At 67.5% G+C, this 17,917-nt stretch carries 14 protein-coding genes and 1 pseudogene; 8 read left to right on the top strand and 7 right to left on the bottom strand.

The window, feature by feature from the left end; all coding sequences use genetic code 11:
• The 4 genes and pseudogenes from Q0379_RS04750 to Q0379_RS04735 all read right to left on the bottom strand — a co-directional run.
• Nucleotides 1-2,134, bottom strand: a pseudogene (locus Q0379_RS04750) (ice nucleation protein); the annotation flags it as partial.
• A gap of 379 nt (nt 2,135-2,513) precedes the next feature.
• The gene (locus Q0379_RS04745; RefSeq protein WP_299004961.1) at nt 2,514-4,808 is read right to left on the bottom strand and encodes a glycoside hydrolase family 3 N-terminal domain-containing protein; all 2,295 of its coding nucleotides are present in this window, start codon (nt 4,806-4,808) and stop codon (nt 2,514-2,516) included.
• Between the two features lie 71 nt (nt 4,809-4,879).
• Nucleotides 4,880-6,226 carry a dicarboxylate/amino acid:cation symporter gene (locus Q0379_RS04740; RefSeq protein ID WP_299004958.1) on the bottom strand — a complete coding sequence of 449 codons (1,347 nt, stop codon included), beginning with the start codon at nt 6,224-6,226 and terminating at the stop codon, nt 4,880-4,882.
• Between the two features lie 173 nt (nt 6,227-6,399).
• Nucleotides 6,400-7,758, bottom strand: coding sequence for a sugar MFS transporter (locus tag Q0379_RS04735; protein WP_299004955.1), 1,359 nt, complete (start codon nt 7,756-7,758; stop codon nt 6,400-6,402).
• Nucleotides 7,759-7,967: 209 nt separating this feature from the next.
• Between Q0379_RS04735 and Q0379_RS04730 the strand changes: the two genes are divergently transcribed.
• Nucleotides 7,968-8,135, top strand: coding sequence for a hypothetical protein (locus Q0379_RS04730; protein WP_299004952.1), 168 nt, complete (start codon nt 7,968-7,970; stop codon nt 8,133-8,135).
• 8 nt (nt 8,136-8,143) lie between these two features.
• On the opposite strand, the gene Q0379_RS04725 is transcribed toward Q0379_RS04730, so the two are convergent.
• A complete protein-coding gene (locus Q0379_RS04725) occupies nt 8,144-9,625 on the bottom strand; it encodes an NAD(P)/FAD-dependent oxidoreductase (RefSeq protein WP_299004947.1) in 1,482 nt (493 codons plus the stop codon).
• 209 nt (nt 9,626-9,834) lie between these two features.
• Here Q0379_RS04725 and Q0379_RS04720 point away from each other — a divergent pair, with 209 nt between their 5' ends.
• Together Q0379_RS04720 and Q0379_RS04715 are read left to right on the top strand one after the other, a co-directional pair.
• Nucleotides 9,835-10,320: a hypothetical protein gene (locus Q0379_RS04720; protein ID WP_299004944.1), complete on the top strand. Its 486-nt coding sequence runs from the start codon at nt 9,835-9,837 to the stop codon at nt 10,318-10,320.
• A 17-nt stretch (nt 10,321-10,337) separates the two neighbouring features.
• Nucleotides 10,338-10,802 carry a hypothetical protein gene (locus Q0379_RS04715; protein ID WP_066683781.1) on the top strand — a complete coding sequence of 155 codons (465 nt, stop codon included), beginning with the start codon at nt 10,338-10,340 and terminating at the stop codon, nt 10,800-10,802.
• 6 nt (nt 10,803-10,808) lie between these two features.
• Here Q0379_RS04715 and Q0379_RS04710 read toward each other — a convergent pair whose 3' ends face one another.
• Nucleotides 10,809-11,438 carry a glutathione S-transferase family protein gene (locus Q0379_RS04710; protein ID WP_299004938.1) on the bottom strand — a complete coding sequence of 210 codons (630 nt, stop codon included), beginning with the start codon at nt 11,436-11,438 and terminating at the stop codon, nt 10,809-10,811.
• A 100-nt stretch (nt 11,439-11,538) separates the two neighbouring features.
• On the opposite strand from Q0379_RS04710, the gene Q0379_RS04705 reads away from it, so the two are divergent.
• From Q0379_RS04705 to Q0379_RS04685, 5 genes are all read left to right on the top strand, one after another.
• Entirely contained in the window at nt 11,539-12,885 is a 1,347-nt protein-coding gene (locus tag Q0379_RS04705) for an MFS transporter (protein ID WP_299004936.1), read from the top strand.
• 107 nt (nt 12,886-12,992) lie between these two features.
• Complete coding sequence (locus tag Q0379_RS04700; protein ID WP_299004933.1) at nt 12,993-14,495, top strand: MFS transporter; 1,503 nt, start codon at nt 12,993-12,995, stop codon at nt 14,493-14,495.
• 53 nt (nt 14,496-14,548) lie between these two features.
• A complete protein-coding gene (gene purB, locus Q0379_RS04695) occupies nt 14,549-15,859 on the top strand; it encodes an adenylosuccinate lyase (protein ID WP_299004930.1) in 1,311 nt (436 codons plus the stop codon).
• A gap of 3 nt (nt 15,860-15,862) precedes the next feature.
• Entirely contained in the window at nt 15,863-16,606 is a 744-nt protein-coding gene (locus tag Q0379_RS04690; protein WP_299004927.1) for a 2OG-Fe(II) oxygenase family protein, read from the top strand.
• Nucleotides 16,593-17,090, top strand: a complete 498-nt coding sequence (locus tag Q0379_RS04685; protein WP_299004924.1) for a DNA-deoxyinosine glycosylase — start codon at nt 16,593-16,595, stop codon at nt 17,088-17,090. The genes Q0379_RS04690 and Q0379_RS04685 overlap by 14 nt, the downstream gene beginning before the upstream one ends.
• Nucleotides 17,091-17,148: 58 nt before the next feature.
• Here Q0379_RS04685 and Q0379_RS04680 read toward each other — a convergent pair whose 3' ends face one another.
• Entirely contained in the window at nt 17,149-17,571 is a 423-nt protein-coding gene (locus tag Q0379_RS04680; protein WP_099538613.1) for a DUF1842 domain-containing protein, read from the bottom strand.
• Nucleotides 17,572-17,917 lie beyond the last annotated feature (346 nt).

The raw sequence follows: 17,917 nt of genomic DNA, 5'->3' as shown, positions 1-17,917 counted from the left end.
CAAGCTGGGTCGTCGACAGCTCGCCGACGTCGGTCGTCGTCAGACCGGCCATCTGAGCCGCGGTCAGGCCCTTGATCTGGGTCGTCGACAGGGCGCCGACCTGGGTCGCGTCCAGGGCCGAGAAGTTGGCGCCCATGGCGCCGACCTGCGCGGCCGACAGCGCGCCGACCTGGGTGGTCGACAGCTCGGCGACGTCGGCGGTCGTCAGCCCCTTCAGCTGCGTGGCGGTCAGCCCCTTGATCTGGGTATCGCTCAGGGCGCCGACCTGGGTCGCGTTCAGGGTCGAGAAGTTGGCGCCCAGCGAGCCGATCTGCGAGGCGCTCAGCGCCCCCACCTGGGTCTCGCTCAGGTCGCCGACGTTGGCGTTGGTGAGGTTGACAAGCTGGGTCGCCGTCAGCCCCTTCACCTGGGTCGTCGACAGAGCGCCGATCTGGGTGGCGTTCAGCGAAGTCAGGTTCGTCGTGGTCAGGGCGCCGACTTGAGTCGACGAAAGACCGCCAATCTGGGTAACCGATAGCCCTTGCGTCTGAGCCTGGCTCAGAGCGCCGACCTGGGCGGCCGTCAGGGCGCCGACCTGTGTCGCCGACAGCTCGCCGATGTCCGTCGTCGTCAGGTTCTTGACCTGCGTCGTCGTGATCGCGGCGATCTGGGTGTTGGTCAGAGCGCCGACCTGGGTAGCGGTCAGCGCCGACAGGTTGGTGGTCGACAGATTCTTGATCTGATCGGCCGTCAGAGCGCCGACCTGGGTTTCCGAGAGCTCACCGATGTCAGTGGTGGTGAGGTTGGACACCTGGGTCGTCGTCAGGCCCTTGACCTGGGTCGTCGACAGCGCGCCGACCTGCGTCGCGTTCAGGGCGGATAGGGCGCCGTTGCTCAAGGCGCCCAGCTGCGACGGGGCCAGCGCCCCGACCTGGGTCTCCGACAGCTCGCCGACGTCCGTAGCCGTCAGGTTCTTCAGCTGGTTGGCCGTCAGTCCCTTGACCTGGGTCGTCGACAACGCCGCGGTCTGGGTCGCGTCCAGCGCCGAGACGGCCGTGGTGCTCAGGGCGCCCAACTGGCCGGCGCTCAGGGCGCCAACCTGCGTCGCGGACAGCTCGCCCACGTCGGCCGCCGACAGCCCGCCCAGCTGGGCGGTCGTCAGACCCTTGATCTGCGTCTCGTTCAGCGCGCCGACTTGCGTCGCGTTCAGCGCAGCGAAGTTTGCCGCGCCCAACGCCCCAATCTGGGTCGAGGACAGAACGGAGAGCTGACCGGTGGAGAGCTGCTGGACCTGCGCCGTCACCAGGGCGCCAATCTGGGCGGCGCTCAGGGCGCCAACCTGGGTGTCGGTCAACTCACCGATATCGGTCGTGTTCAGACCTTTGATCTGATCGACCGTGATCCCCTTGACCTGGGCCGTCGACAGAGCGCCGACCTGCGTGGCGCTCAGGGCCGAGAAGTTGGTCGACGACAGCGCGCCAAGCTGAGCCGTCGACAGCGCGCCGACCTGCGTGGCCGACAGCTCGCCAATGTCGGTGGTGTTCAGATTCTTGAGCTGGGTGGTCGTCAGCGCCGCGATCTGCGTGTTGCTCAGCGCGCCGACCTGCGTGGCGTCCATCGCCGAAAGGTTGGGGGCCGAAAGAGCGGCGATGCGATCCGCGCTGAGCGCCGCGACTTGGGTGGCGGAAAGCTCCGCGATATCGGCGGCCGAGACGCCCTTCAGCTGCGTCGCGGTGATGCCCTTGACCTGGGTCTCGCTCAGTTGCCCGATCTGGGTGGCGTCCAGGCCCGAGAAGTTGGTCGCCGACAGCGAGCCGATCTGCGTGGCGCTGAGGACGGCGATATGGGAGGTGTCGAGCCCGGCCAGCTGGGTCGAGGTAAGGGCCGAAACCTGCTGGCTGGAGAATTGGGTGAGCTGAGTGACGTCGAAGGTCACCGACGCCGCGAACTTGGGGATCTGGGTGGCGGTAAGCGCCTTGACCTGGGTCGCGCTGAGCGCTGCGACCTGGGTGGTCGCCAGGGCGCTGATCCCGGTCGTGCTGATCGCGGCGACCTGAGTTCCGTTGAGGGACTGGATATCCGTCGTCGTCAAACCCTGGATCGCGGTGACCGACAGGTTCGAGATCTGGGCGGCGGAAAGGCTCGAGATCGGCATACATCCATCCCCTGCAGGCAGACGCACCCTTCTGGCGCGCCTAAAGCAACGTGGAGACGCCCCCCCTTACGCAAGCGTCCCAGCAACAAGCCACACTATGGCCCATCGGCAATAACCTTATTTAGTTTCCAAGTCCTTTCAACGAGACATCCCGACGCAGCCCAACGCCTGCCGAGGGCAGTCTAGCGATGGGTCATGGCCGAGCGGATCAAATCGGCTTTAAAGCCTTTCAGGACAAAGACATGCCCTGTACCTGAATATTCCGTATGCGGCTCCGGTGCGCAGTGAAGATTCGCTTAACAGGCGAGTAAAAGCGGCCGTTAACAAGTCCGCGCCGCGCCAACTATCCGGAATTCGCGAGAAACGATTCGGGCTTCGCCTAAGCTCCAAGAAGTTCAAAGCTCGCGGACAAGCCATCCGTAGCGGAATTGGCGAGCCAGATATCGAAGACTCCCGGCTCCGCGACCCAGTAGTCACGATCACCGACGAACATCAGGTTCTCGCGTCGCAGCTCGAACCGAACCTCCCGCTCGTTGCCAGGGGCCAGCGAAACCCGCTGGAAGCCCTTCAGCTCGCGCACGGGCCGCGTGCGACTGGCCACGCGATCACGGATGTAGAGCTGGACCACATGCTCGCCGAGCACCGATCCGGTGTTGCGAACCTTGGCGGTGACATGGAGCGTCTCGTCCCAGGCCAGCCTGTCGGTGCTCAGACGCAGGTCGCTCAGCGCGAACGGCGCGTAACCCAGGCCAAAGCCGAACGGATAGAGCGCGTCGTTGCGGATCGACCGCCAGCGAGACTTGTACTCCTGGGCGTTCGGATCGGCCGGCGCCGGGCGGCCCGTAGTGCGGCTATTGTAGAAGAACGGCTCCTGGCCGCTGTCGAGCGGGAAGCTGACCGGCAAGCGGCCGGACGGATTGACCGCGCCGAACAGCACGTCGGCGACGGCGTGGCCCATCTCGCTGCCCAGGAACCAGGTCGCGAGGATCGCCGGCGCGTCGCGGACCGGCCCTTCGAGGGCCAGGGCGCGGCCGTGGCGGAGCAGAACGACGACCGGCTTGCCCGTGGCGGCGATCGCTTCGGCCAGGCGTTGCTGGGGCGGCGGAATGCGAATGTCGGTGCGGGACTTGGCCTCGCCGGTCATGGTCTCGCTCTCGCCGATCGCCAGCAGCACGACATCGGCGGCCTGGGCGGCGGCGACCGCCCGCTCGATCCCGCCCGCGATCGGCCCTTCGACGTCGCTGCCGCGCTCGACCGCCAGGCCTCCCGGATCGGCCAGCTGGGCCCGCAGGCCGGTCGCCAGGTCGACGTTCAACGCCTTGTCGGCGAAGAAGCCACCCCAGGCGCCCAGGACGTTGTCGCGGTCGTCCGCGAACGGACCGATCAGCGCCAGACGCTTGCCCGCCCTGGGCAAGGGCAGAAGACTATTGTCGTTCTTCAGAAGCACGATGGACTTGGCGCCGGCCTCGCGGCTCAGGGCGCGCAGCGCCGGCGTGGCGGTGCGCGCCTGCTCAGCGGCGGGATCCAGCGAGCGGTAAGGATTGTCGAAGAGGCCGATCGCCTCCTTCAGCGCCAGCACCCGCCGCACGGAAGCGTCGACCACCGCCATCGGCACGGCGCCCGAGGCGACCAGCTCCGGAAGATAGCGGATGTAGAGGCCGCTCTGCATGCTGATGTCGACGCCGGCCAGGATCGCCAGGCGGGCGGCGTCACGATCGTCGGCGGCGACGCCGTGGGCGACCAGTTCCTGGTCCGAGGTGTAGTCGGAGATGACCACGCCCTTGAAGCCCCACTCCTCGCGCAGCACGCCGGTCAGCAGGCGCTTGTTGGCCGTGGACGGCACGCCGTTCACGTCATTGAAGGCCGACATCACCGTCATCGCCCCCGCCGCGAACGCGGCCTGGAACGGCGGCAGGTGAACCTCGCGCAGCGTCGCCTCGGACAGCTCGACCGAATTGTACTCAAGCCCCGCCGTCACCGCGCCATAGGCGGCGAAATGCTTGGGCGTGGCCAGCATGCTGTCGTCGGCCTTGAGGTCCTTGCCCTGGAAGCCGCGGACGCGGGCGGCGGCCATGACCTCGCCGAGATAGGGGTCCTCGCCCGAACCCTCGGCCACCCGGCCCCAGCGCTGGTCGCGAGCGACGTCGACCATCGGCGCGAACGTCCAGTGCAGGCCCGAAGCCGAGGCTTCCGACGCGGCGGCGCGCGCCGTGCGCTCGGCCAGGTGCGGGTCGAAGCTCGCGGCCTCGGCCAGCGGGATCGGGAAGACGGTGCGAAAGCCGTGGATGACGTCGGCGGCGAACAGGAGCGGGATCTTCAGCCGAGAGCCTTCAACGGCCGCCTTCTGCGTGTCGAGGGCGGCCTGGGCGCCCACGCCGTTCATCAGCACGCCGATCCGACCGGCCTTGATCTCGGCGGTCAGGGTCTGGGCGTTGCGCAGGTTGACCAGCGGGTTCATGTCGCCGATCGGCGGGCGGATCATGTCGGCGAAGCACGAGAGCTGCCCCGCCTTCTCCTCGATCGTCATCTGGGCCAGCAGGGCCTCGACGCGGTCCGAAGCTTGGGCGAAGGCGCGGGGCGCGGTGACGGCGAGGCCCGCGAGAGCGGCGGCGCCGGACAGGAATCCGCGCCGGCTCGGCCCTTCCGGGCCGCCGTTCGCCGTCTTCAAAACCATGGAATCCCCCGGGGACGCTTTACGAGGCGCGCAAACTCGCCGCTAAAGCTTTCCCGCGCAACCGCCCAGACCTATTCCGCGGCGATCAGCCCCGCTTCGGCCGGAACCTGGCCGGCGTTGTAGGTCTCGAGGTCGAGGATCCCTTCCCGCTTGGCGACGATGGTCGGGACCAGGGCTTGGCCGGCGACGTTCACGGCGGTGCGGCCCATGTCGAGGATCGGGTCGATCGCCAGCAGCAGGCCGGCGCCTTCCAGCGGCAACCCCAGGGTCGACAGGGTCAGGGTCAGCATCACCGTGGCGCCGGTCAGGCCCGCGGTGGCGGCCGAACCGATCACCGAGACGAAGACGATCAGGAAGTAGTCCGACAGCGCCAGATGCACGCCGAAGAACTGCGCCACGAAGATCGCCGAGATCGCCGGATAGATGGCCGCGCAGCCGTCCATCTTGGTGGTGGAGCCGAGCGGCACGGCGAAGGCGGCGTAGGCGCGCGGCACGCCCAGGCTGGTCTCGGTCACGGCTTCCGTCACCGGCAGGGTGCCGACGGACGAACGCGAGACGAAGCCCAGCTGGATCGCGGGCCAGGCGCCCTGGAAGAACTTGATCGGATTGAGCCCGTTCAGGACCAGGATCGTCGGATAGACAACCAGCAGCACCAGGCCGAGGCCGATGTAGATCGCGCCGGTGAAGGCGCCGAGCTGGCCGAGCGTCGTCCAGCCGTATTGCGCAACGGCGTTGCCGAACAGGCCGACCGTGCCGATCGGGGTCAAGCGGATGACCCACCACAGCACCTTGCGCACGATCGCCAGGGCCGAGGCGTTGAACTTGAGGAAGGCTTCTCCCGCCTCGCCGACCTTGAGGGCGGCGACGCCGGTGACCAGCGAGATCACCACGATCTGCAGCACGTTGAACGACAGCGAGGTCGTGGCCGCGCCGCCGTCAGCGATCTTGGTCGAGGCGGCCAGGCCCAGCACGTTGACCGGCACGAGGCCGGTGAGGAAGTCGAGCCACGAGCCGTGGGTCTTGGGCGCCTTGGCCGCGGCGGCCTCGACCGTCGTGTGCAGGCCCGGCTGCAGGATCAGGCCCAGCGCGATGCCGATCAGCACCGCGATCAGGGCGGTGACCGCGAACCAGAAGAGCGTGCGCCAGACCAGGCGCGCGGCGTTCTGCAGCTGGGCGATGTTGGCGATGCTGGCGACGATGGCCGTGAACACCAGCGGCGGCACCAAGGTGCGCAACAGCTGGACGAAGATCGCGCCGACCTGGTGCAGGGTCTCGGCCAGGGCGTAACCGCCCTGCCCTTCGGCCGGACCTAGCTGGCGGGCCAGCAGGCCCAGCCCCAGACCGATCGCCATGGCGGCCAGAACCTGGACGCCGAAGCCGCTGATGAAGCGGCTGCTCTTGGGTTGGACGGCGGCCATGCGCGTTCCTTCGTTCGTAGGCCCCCAATGTCGTGCCGCGCACTGGGAATTACGATCGAGGTTTTTCGATAGGCGCCTTCAGGAAAACTGATCGGGCAGGAAAACTGATCGGGCAAAAAGAAGCCCCGGAAAGCCGAAGCTTTCCGGGGCGCTTGCAGGCAGGTCTCGAAACGTCAGTGGCCGCCGGCCACCGCCTCGTCCTCGATCTCGTGGGTCGGGGCGTTTTTGGACACCAGCGCGAACCACAGGACGTAGATGTAGCAGATCAGCGGGGCGATGAAGGCCAGCGACTTGGAGCCCGTCATCTCCTCGATCTTGGCGAAGGCCAGCGGCAGGAACGCGCCGCCGACGATGGCCATGCACAGCAAGCCCGAGGTCGCCGAGGCCGGGGCCGACGAGCGCTGCAGGGTCAGGGTGAAGATCGTCGGGAACATGATCGAGTTGAACAAGCCGATCAGCAGGGCCGCGAAGGCGGGGATCAGACCCGTCGTCAACGGAACCGTGGCCAGCAGCAGGTTCACGTCTCCGGCGTGCGGGCTGGGGACCATGTCCTTGGTGAAGATCACGACCAAGCTCAGCGCGATCGCGCCGACGGCCACGGCGGTCAACAGCCAGTAGTCCTTGAACGACTTGAGCAGGGCCGAGCCGGCGAAGCGGCCGATCATCGCGAAGACCATGTAGAAGGTGGTCATCTTGCCGGCCTGCTCGGCCGGGATGTTCAGGATGTGGGTCTGCTCCAGGAACAGCAGCAGGTTCAGCGAGATCGCCACCTCGGCGCCGACATAGAGGAAGATGCCGATCGCCCCGAGGTTCGCCCACTTGGACGACAGGGCCGACAGCGGATTGACGAAGTGGCCGGTCTTGGGGGCCGCCTCGGTGATCTGGCGGCGCACGAAGAAGATGGCCAGGATGAACAGGGCCAGGCCCGCGCCGATCACGAAATAGACGTTGGACACGAAGCCGAGGGCCTGCTCGCGCATGGCGTCGGTGATCGTGATGCCCTTCTCGAAGATCTGGCCCTTGAGCAGGAAGTTGGCGCCGAACCACAGGCCGCAAGCCGCGCCCAGCGAGTTGAAGGCCTGCGACAGGTTCAGCCGGAACGAGCTGTCCTCCGGACGACCCATCGAGGCGATCAGCGGGTTGGCGGCCACCTGCAGCAGGGTGATGCCCGAGGCCATCACGAACAGCGCGGTCAGCACCAGGGCGAAGGTGTGCAGCTTGGCCGCCGCGATGGCGATGAAGCAGCCGGCGACGATGCCGCCCAGACCCACCATCACCGACTTGGCGTAGCCGAACTTGGACAGGAAGGCCGCCGAGGGCATCGACATGACGCCGTAGGCGATGAAGAAGGCGAAGCCTGTGAGGCTGGCTTCAACCGGCGTGAGGGTGAAGACCGTCTTCATGGTCTTCAGCAGCGGGTCCAGCAGATTGGTGACCAGCGCCCAGATGAAGAACAGGCACGTCACATAGACGATAGCCAGCTTGGAGCCCCCGCTCTTGGCCGGGGATTTGGCGATCGCGGCGTCGCTCATCGAACGCCTCCGCGATTGAACTTGAGCACCGAAATCACTGGACCACTCCCTAAGCGACGATGTTCGCGAGTCCGTCTTTGCGCGGACGCGTCATTCATTGGAAGCGCGACAACGTTGTCAACCATTTGTATGATTTTTTGCGGTTCCGATGGTCTTTTCGGAACGCAAAACGCCCTTCACCGCTTGGTCATCGAGAGCGGGAGTTTTTCATGTTGGCGTTGGCGGTTGTGGTGATTTCCGGGGTGTTTGTGCTGGCCGCGATGGCTGGCCTCGCCGACGCGATCGTGTGTCTCGTCTTCGGCGGCGTGAGCCGGATGACGAGCGAATCGAAGCGCCAAAAGCCGGAGCAGACGCCTGCCCGGAGAATCACCGCCTAGGACCGTGGTCAGGCCGCGGCGCGTTGCGGGGCCGGTCGCTCGACGCGGACCACGGGACGGTCGTAGGCGGCGTTCTCATCGACGTCCCAGACGTCGTGCTTACGCTCGCCGGCGATGATGTTCTCGGCGGTCAGCACGCCGGTCATCATGGCGCGGTCCTGGTCGCCATAGCGGTGCATGCCGTTGCGCCCCACCAAGTGCAGCCCCGGATAGTGCATCTTCAGGTCCAGGCGGATCATACGGATATGCTCGGCATAGGCCTCGTCGTAGACTGGATAGGCCTTGCGCTGCCGGGCGACGCACGCGTCCTCGACCGCCTCGATGTCCATCAGGCCGATGCCGGCGATCTCGGCCTTGGCCTTGGCGATCAGTTCGGCGTCCGAAAGGCTCCAGAGGGCGTCGCCCTCGAAGCAGAAATACTCCAGGCTCAGCGCCGCCTCGACGCCGTCGGGGACCATTTCAGGCGACCAGGCGCGCAGGTCGCGTACGCGGCCGACCTGCACCGAGGCGTCGTGGACATAGATCCAGGTGTCCGGCGGCGCCTTGCGCGGCTTGCCCATCAGCACGACCGTCAGGAAGTCGCGGTACATCAGCTCGCTGGCGTGGAAGACGCTCATGGGCGTGGGGCTGATCGATTGCATCAATTCGCGGACCGGCGCCGACGAAACCACGTTGTCGGCCGTGTAGATCTCCTTGCGACCGTCGGCGCAGGCGACCGAGACCGTCCAGAGGCGCGCCAGCTTGTCGTAGTGCAGGCCATCGACGCGTCGTCCCAGGCAAACATCGCCGCCCAGCGCGATGACCTTCTCGGCGCAAGCCTCCCAGACCATGCCCGCGCCTTGGCGGGGATAGAGGAAGCGCTCGCTGAGCGTTTTGCTCGGCGCGGCGACCGGCGCCTTGCGCCGCAGGCCCAGCGATCGGCGGACGCCGTCCATGATCGCGGTCCCCAGATGCAGCCCACGGATCCGTTGGCGCGCCCAATCGGCCGACAGCTCATCGCAGCTCATGCCCCACACCTTCTCGGCGTAGGACTTGAAGAAGGTGGAAAATAGCGTCTCGCCAAAATGATTGCGCACCCAGTCGCGGAAGCTCTGAGGCTCCTTGACCGGCTTGACCTTGGCCCAGGCGAAAGACGCCAGGCACTTGGCCGCCATCCACGGGCCAAGGTTGGCCAGCGCCTCGAAGGCCCTCAGCGGGAAGGCGTAGAAGCGCCCTCGATAATAGATGCGCGAGCGGCGCGGCCGCTCGACGAAGCCCTCGGGCAGGATCTCGCGCCACAGCTCGAGGATTTCGGGATTGCGCGAGAAGAACCGGTGGCCGCCGATGTCGAACTTCAGGCCCTTGTAGTCGAGCGTCCGAGCGACGCCGCCCACGCGGGCCGCATCCATCTCCAGCACGATCACGCCGCGTCCGGCCTTGGCCAGGGTGTAGGCGGTCGTCAGCCCGGCCGGGCCGCCGCCGATCACCAGGGTCTCCACATGCCGGCCCATCGGCCCCTCCGAAATCCCGTTTCGATACAGCATGGGGCGGCTTGGTTAAGGCCGTCTCGCGAGGCGTGGTGAAATGGCCGTTAATCGTGAATCGGGACGATTGGCCGCGCCTCGGACGCCATCGCAAGTCGTCTAGCCGACTCTGGGCGCATCCTTCTGGCGGTCATTCGCGTTGTGGCGGTCGAGGGACCTTCACCGCGAGAACAGACATGGCTCGTCTCTTCATCATCGGCATGGTCGTCGGGGCCATCGCCCTCCCCGCCGCCCTGGCGCCCAGTCCGGCGGACGCCGCGTCGTGCCGCAGCCGAAAGGCCACCGGAACCGTGATCGGCGGCCTGGGCGGCGCCCTGGTCGGCAACGCGATCTCCAAGGGCGGCGGCGGTCTGCTGGTCGGCGGCGTCGGCGGCGCGCTGGTCGGCCGCGAGATCGGCAAGAGCGGCTGCCACCGGACCCGCACCGTCTACTACGAGACGGGCTCGCGCGCGGCCTCCGCCCCGCGCAATGAACCGCGCCCGGTGCGTCAGGTCTATTACGACCATATGGGCAATCCGGTCGCCACCGGCGAGGTCCGCAACGGGTCGTTCCAGCCGGTTTCGTCCGCGTCGAGCGGCGGCGTCTGCCGTGACGCGACCATCTCCTACTACGACGAGCGCGGGCGCCTGAGCCAACGCGCCGTCCAGATCTGCCCCCGCTAATCCAACCGGAAATCCAGATGACGAACCTCAAGCCCGTGATGGCCGTCCTGGCCGTCGCCACCCTCGGTCTGGCCGCCTGCGAGGACCGTGACCACGACGGCATGGCCAATCCGAAGATCTGCGCCGACTTCAAGGCCGCGCCCAGCGTGACGGCCGCCGCCGATCCGGCGACGCCTGTCGAGGAATGCACGCGCCGCTGGGCCTATAGTCTGGCCGGATCGCGCGACAGCGCCGAGGCCGTGGCCGACGCTGTGGTCGCCGCCTGCGCGCCGGCGCTGAGCAAGTGGAATCAGGCCTCGCTGGGCCAGGCCGCGCCGAGCGGCGGTGAGCAGGCCCTAAGCCTGACCACCGGCCAACCGACCAATCCCCTGGCAGAGCACAGCGCCTTCGCGCAGGGCCGCGCCCTGTTCTACGTGGTCCAGGCCCGCGCCGGGCGCTGCAAGGCGCCTCCGGTCAAGAACGGCGTTCCCGAAGGACTCTGAGGCCGCTCAGCCTGCGCGGGACGCCTGCTCCCATTCGAGGAACTCCGGCGTCTCCAGCAGACGTTCGGCATAGGCTCCGGCCGCGCCGGCGTCGCCATAGTCGGACGGGTGAATCTCGTACGTCCGGAAGCGCGTCGCCACCGGCGTGAAGAAGGCGTCGGCGATCGACCATTCGCCCAGCAGGAACGGTCCGCCAGACCGCTTGAGCAGCTGGCACCAGCGCTCAACGATCTTGCGGACGTCCTTCTGGGTGGCTTCGGAGATGTCCAGCTTGCGCGGCGTCTGGTCCAGCGCCATCGGGCATTCGCCGCGCAGGGACTGGAACCCCGAATGCATCTCGGCGGTCGCCGAGCGGCCCAGCGCCCGCAAGGCTGGGTCGCGCGGCCAGAGGTTCGCCTCGGGGAACTTCTCGGCCAGGTATTCGCAGATCGCCAGCGAGTCCCAGACCACCAGGTCGCCGTCCTTCAGCGCGGGAGCCAGCTTGCTGGGCGAATAGGCGGCGATATCGGCGGTCGTCGCCTCGCCGCGTCGCAGCTCGATCTCGATCTCCTTGAACGACTGACCGGTGCGCTTGAGCGCCAGCCACGGGCGCAGCGACCAGCTTGACCACCGCTTGGTGCCGATCACGAGTTCCATGGGCTTTCCTCCGCTGACGCAAATGCCGGCTGGCCCTTCGGCTTAGCCTGCGTTTATGGTCGCCTCAACGATTAGAACAGACGTTCGAGGGAGAGACGCCATGGCCAAGGACGGCCCCATCGCGCCCGCCGGCTCGCCGCTGATCGCCCCGGTCTCAACCGCCTATCGACGCTACGCCCTCTGGGTGCTGCTAATCATATACACCCTGAACTTTCTCGACCGGCAGGTGGTGAACATCCTGGCCGAGCCGATCAAGCAGGAGCTTGGCCTGGCCGACTGGCAACTCGGCATGATGACGGGCCTGGCCTTCGCGATCTTCTACACCGTGCTGGGCATCCCAATCGCGCGGCTGGCCGAGCGCAAGAACCGGCCGCTGATCATCTCGGCCTCGGTGGCCGCGTGGAGCGCCTTCACCGTGCTTTGCGGCTTCGCCCAGAACTTCTGGCACCTGATCCTGGCCCGCATCGGCGTGGGCGTCGGCGAGGCCGGCTGCACCCCGCCCGCCCACTCGTTGATCACCGACTATGTGCCGAAGGAAAAGCGCGCCAGCGCCATCGCCTTCTACTCGATCGGCACGCCGCTGGGCACCTTGGTCGGCATGGCGATGGGTGGGCTGGTGGCGGACGCCTACGGCTGGCGCGTCGCCTTCATGGTCGCCGGCGCCCCCGGGGTCGTGTTCGCCGTGATCGCCGCCCTGACCCTGGTCGAGCCCCGCAAGCAACTGGCCGCCGATCTGGCCGCCCGCGCTTCCCAACCTATCGGCTTTGGCGCGGCGCTCGCGGTGCTGATGGCGAAGAAAACCTTCTGGCTGGTGGCTCTGGCCGCCGCGATCAAGGCTTTCATCGGCTATGGGCAGGCGCCGTTCACGGCCTCCTTCTTCTTCCGCAACCACACCGCCGAGTTGGCGAGTCTGGCGGCGGGGTTCGGCCTCAAGTCCGCCGGCTTTCTCGGGCTGTCCCTGGGCCTGATCGGAGGCACGGCCGGCGTGGCCGGCGCCTGGCTGGGCGGGATGATCGCCGACCGCTACGGCGCCAAGGACATCCGCGCCTATGTGGCCGCGCCGGCCCTCGCCTCCCTGCTGGCGGTTCCGGCCTATATCGCCGCGATCAACCTGCCCGGCGCTGTTCCGGCCTTGGTTCTGCTGGTCCCGTACTATCTGCTCAGCGCCCTGTGGTACGGCCCCGTCTACGCCACGACCCAGAGCATCGTCGATCCGGCCATGCGCGCCACCGCGGCGGCCGTTCTGCTGTTCATCATCAACCTGATCGGCCTAGGCCTCGGTCCCTTGGGCGTGGGCCTGCTGAGCGATCTCTTCGCCGGTCCGATGGGCATGGGCTCGGCTGAAGGCGTGCGCTGGGCGCTGATCGTCTCGGCCCTCATGGGCGTGGTGTCGTTCTGGCTATTCTGGCGCGCGCGACACACGATCGAGGGCGACATGGTCGCCTGATCTAGAGGTCGCCGAGGGCCTGGAATTTAGCCCCTGGCGCTTTGGCTTCCGCTCCGTCACAGTCCCCTCAAACAACTAGAACAAATGTTTGAAGGGAGAGAGTCAGTATGGCCGACGCGCGTGCGTCCGGCGGCGATCGGCCGCTTTATTCAAATGGTTACAAGGCCGCGGTGCTGGGCCTTCTGCTGGCGACCTACACCTTCAACTTCATCGACCGGACGATCATCGCCACCATCGGCCAGGCCATCAAGGTCGACCTCAAGCTCACCGACACCCAGCTGGGCCTGCTCGGGGGTCTCTACTTCGCCCTGCTCTACACGATCCTCGGCATTCCGATCGCGCGCCTGGCCGAGCGCTTCAATCGGGTCACCATCATCTCGGTGTCGCTGGTGATCTGGTCGGGCTTCACCGCGCTCTGCGGCGCGGCCACGAGCTTCGCTCAGCTCGCGCTCTTCCGCTTCGGCGTGGGCGTCGGCGAGGCCGGCTGCTCGCCGCCCAGCCACTCGCTGATCAGCGACTATTTCGAGCCCAAGAAGCGCGCCTCGGCCCTGTCTATCTACTCGTTCGGCATCCCGCTGGGCACCATGTTCGGCGCCGTCGCCGGCGGCTGGCTGGCCCAGGAGTTCAGCTGGCGCGTGGCCTTCGTCATCGTCGGCCTGCCGGGCATCCTGCTGGCCCTGCTGGTCAAGCTGCTGGTCAAGGAGCCGCCGCGCGGCCACTCCGAGATCGTCGAACGCCCGATCGAGGCCGAGGACCTGGTGATCGAACCGGCCGCCAAGCCGCGCTTCTCGCTGAGCCAGGAGGTCTCCGAGCTGTGGGCGGTGACCAAGATTCTGTTCGGCAAGTGGCCCGTTCTGCACATGGTGCTGGGCGTCACCATCGCGTCGTTCGGGTCCTATGGCTCCGGCGCGTTCGCGCCGCCGTACTTCGTGCGGACCTACGGCCTGGGCCTGGCGCAGGTGGGCCTGATCGTCGGCCTGATCGGCGGCTTCTCGGCCGGGGTCGGCACCCTGGTCGGCGGCTTCCTCTCGGACTGGGCCGGTAAGAAGAGCGCCCGCTGGTACGCCCTGACGCCGGCGATCGGCCTGCTGATCTGCACGCCGATCTATATCGCCGCCTATCTGCAGACCAGCTGGCAGGCCACGGCCCTGATCCTGCTGATCCCCGGCATCTTCCACTACACCTATCTGGCGCCGACCTTCGGCGTCGTTCAGAACTCGGTCGAGCCGCGCCGGCGGGCGACCGCGACGGCGCTGCTGTTCTTCTTCCTGAACCTGATCGCCCTGGGCGGCGGCCCTGTCTTCACCGGCTGGCTGATCGACCACCTGGCGCAGTTTAACTTCAACCATCCGGACTCGACCGGCTTGCTGCATGCCCTGGCCGGATCGTTTGCCGACGCTGGGCCCGCCAGCTTCGGCGCGTCGTGCCCCGGCGGCCTGGCGCCCAAGGGCTCCGCGCCCGAGCTCGCCAAGGCCTGCGCCAACGCGATGGCGCTCTCGACCCAGCAGGGCATTATCGTCTCGCTGTGCTTCTACGCCTGGGCCGGCGTCCACTACGCCCTGGCGGCGATCGGACTGGTCAAGCACATGAAGGAGCGGGCTGGGGCGTAAGTAATAAGCCTCTTCCCTTGACTCCGTGGGCGGGCGGGCCGAAACGCCCGCCCATGATCAGCCGCTACGCCCGCCCCGAAGCCGCCGCCATCTGGTCCAGCCAGACCAAGTACAAGATCTGGTTCGAGATCGAGGCCCACGCCGCCGACGCCATGGCCGAGCTTGGGGTCATCCCCAAGATCGCCGCCGAGACGATCTGGGAGAAGGGCCGCGACGCGGTCTGGGACAGCGACCGCATCGACGAGATCGAGCGCGTCACCAAGCATGACGTCATCGCCTTCCTGACCCACGTCGCCGAGATCGTCGGTCCAGAAGCCCGCTTCCTGCACCAGGGCATGACCAGCAGCGACGTGCTGGACACCTGCTTCGCCGTGCAGCTGTCGCGCGCCACCGACCTGCTGCTGGAAGACGTCGATCTGGTTCTGGCCGCGCTGAAGCGCCGGGCGCTCGAGCACAAGATGACCGTCTGCGTGGGCCGCAGCCACGGCATCCACGCCGAACCGATCACCTTCGGCCTGAAGCTGGCCGGCTACTACGCCGAGTTCCAGCGAGCGAAAGAACGACTTGCGATGGCCAAGTTCGAGATCGCCACCTGCGCGATCTCGGGCGCCGTCGGGACCTTCGCCAATGTCGACCCGCGCGTCGAACAGCACGTCGCCGACAAGATGGGCCTGGCCGTCGAGCCGGTCTCGACCCAGGTGATCCCGCGCGACCGTCACGCCGCCTATTTCGCGGCCCTGGGCGTCGTCGCCTCGTCGGTCGAGCGCCTGGCCACCGAGATCCGCCACCTGCAGCGCACCGAGGTGCTGGAAGCCGAGGAGCCCTTCGATCCGGGTCAAAAGGGCTCGTCGGCCATGCCGCACAAGCGCAACCCGATCCTGACCGAGAACCTGACCGGCCTGGCCCGCCTGGTCCGCTCGGCGGTCGTGCCGGCGATGGAGAACGTCGCCCTCTGGCACGAGCGCGACATCAGCCACTCGTCGGTCGAGCGCGGCATCGGCCCCGACGCCACCATCCACCTCGACTTCGCCCTGCGCCGCCTGGCGGGCGTCATCGAGCGCTTCAACATCTACCCCGAGAACATGGCCAAGAATCTGGACAAGCTGGGCGGCCTGGTCTTCTCGCAACGGGTCATGCTGGCCCTGACCCACAAGGACGTCAGCCGCGAAGACGCCTATGCGGCGGTCCAGGGCAACGCCATGAAGGTCTGGCGCGGCGAAGGCCGGTTCCTCGACTTCCTCAAGGCCGACCCCGTGGTCTCCAAGGCCCTGACCGAAACCGAGCTCGAAGAGCTGTTCGACCTCGGCTACCACACCAAGAACGTCGACGTGATTTTCAAGCGCGTCTTCGGCGAGCAGGCCTAGGTTTTGAGCGACGCGCCGATCCTGCGCCTGAACCCGGCGCTCGATCCGGCCGCGTTCGCGGCGGCCTACGCCCGCGAGGGCGTGGCGCGCATCCCCGACGTCTTCGAACCGGCCGTGGTCGATCGCCTGGCCGGTATTCTCGAGCAAACCATCGACTGGGATGTCATCTGCTCGGACGAGCGGGGCGAGGCCGAGGTCCTGGACCGCGCGCGTCGCCAGGCCCTGGGCGGCGAGGCCGTGGTCCAGCGGCTGCACGCCGCCACGACCCGGGCTCGCGAGGGCTTCGCCTATGTCTATCTCGGCTATCCGATGATCGACGCCTATCTGGCCGGCCGCGATCCGGGGCATCCGATCCACGCCCTGACCGAGTTCCTGAACGGCGAGGCCTTCATCGGCTTCTGCGCGGCGGTGACGGGCGAGACCGGCGTCACCAAGATCGACGGCCAGGCCACCTGCTACCGCCCCGGCGACTTCCTGACGCTGCATGACGACACGGGCGTCGGCGAGCGCCTGGCGGCCTACACCCTGGGCCTGACGCGCATCTGGCGGCCCGACTGGGGCGGCCAGCTGCTGTTCCATGACGCCAAGGGCGACGTCGAGCGCGGCTATGCGCCGGCCTGGAACACCCTGACGCTGTTCCGCGTGCCTCGCGTCCACTCGGTCGCGCCCGTCGCGCCCTACGCCGGCGCGGCGCGCCTGATGGTCACCGGCTGGCTAAGGAACGACCCGCCCCATGGCGGCGGTTAAGCGGGGCTTTCCGCCCGTCGTCGACGCGGACGTCCGCGTCCTGATCCTGGGCAGCCTGCCCGGTGAGGCCTCGCTGGCCGCGCGCCAGTACTACGGCAATCCCCGGAACGCCTTTTGGCGGTTGATGGAGCGGGTGTTGGACGTCCCGCTGACGCCCTTGGCCTATGAAGCCCGCCTCGCCGCGCTTCTGGCCCGCCACGTCGGCCTGTGGGACGTGATCGCCCACGCCGAGCGGCCCGGCAGCCTGGACGCCGCTATCCGCGATCCAGCGGCCAATGATCTCCTGGCGCTGATCGAGACCTTGCCGCACCTGAAAATCGTCGCCTTCAATGGCGGGACGGCGGCCAAGCTGGGCGGCAAGCTGCTGGGCGGCCGCGTGCCGACGCTGGCCCTGCCCTCCTCCAGCCCAGCCCACGCGGCGCGCGGTTTCGAACAGAAGGCGGAGGCCTGGCTGGGGCTGGCGCCATTCGTCGCGCCGACCTAGGCCTAAAAGGGCCCGCGCCGCCGGCTGCGGCGACACGGGCCAAGCGCCTTGGGAGGAATTAGGCGATATTCTTGACCGGCACGTTCTCGACGTGGGTCGTCACATAATTGAAGCCGCCCGAGCCGTTCCATTGCTGGTCGACCGACAGGGCCGCGGTGAACTTGGCCAGGAACGAGCCGATCGCCGGCGGCGGCACCGTGTAGACGAACTCGCCCTGCAGCGAGACCAGCTGGTGGTTGGGACCAAGGCCGGTCTGATAGATCTGGCCCGTCACCGGGAAACGGTGATTGCCGCCGGGGACCGCCTGGGTGATCTCGGCGATGCCGGCGACGTGGCCCGAGGCCGCCTGGACCGACAGCGCCAGATTCACCAGCGGGGCGCCCGGCGTGCCGGCGTTGCCGACCACGGCCTTGACGAAATAGAGGCCCAGCACGTCGCTGGCGGTTTTTTGGGTGTGAAGCGTACCGACATCAGCAGTCATTGGACGTTCTCCCTTTTTGCTCCTTCGAGCCGCCGCTCTGGGGCGGCCGCGAAAGCAATGATCCCGATCCCCGCCGGACGCCAGACGAAAACCCTGGAACAAAATTCACCCATTAAACAACTATGAAGAGTATCTCACGCACTCACTCGCGTGACCATGATGTCGAGGCCTTATGCGGTAAGGCGCGCCCAGCCTCAGGATCCGGGCGCGGCGCGTCCCGGCGTTTAGAATAAATCGACTCCGGCTCGGCCCGACGTGATCAAGTCAACGGCAAGTGAGCCCCCGCCCCCTCTCCCGGCCGCTTAGGGTTTGCCCGCAGGTCCCGAGCGGTTCACCCTCGCGGAAT

Origin of the sequence: uncultured Caulobacter sp. (genome assembly GCF_937900395.1) — a bacterium.
Classification (GTDB): Bacteria; Pseudomonadota; Alphaproteobacteria; order Caulobacterales; family Caulobacteraceae; genus Caulobacter.
Note: the sequence above shows the minus strand (reverse complement) of the source record. Positions and strands in the feature narration are given on the sequence as shown.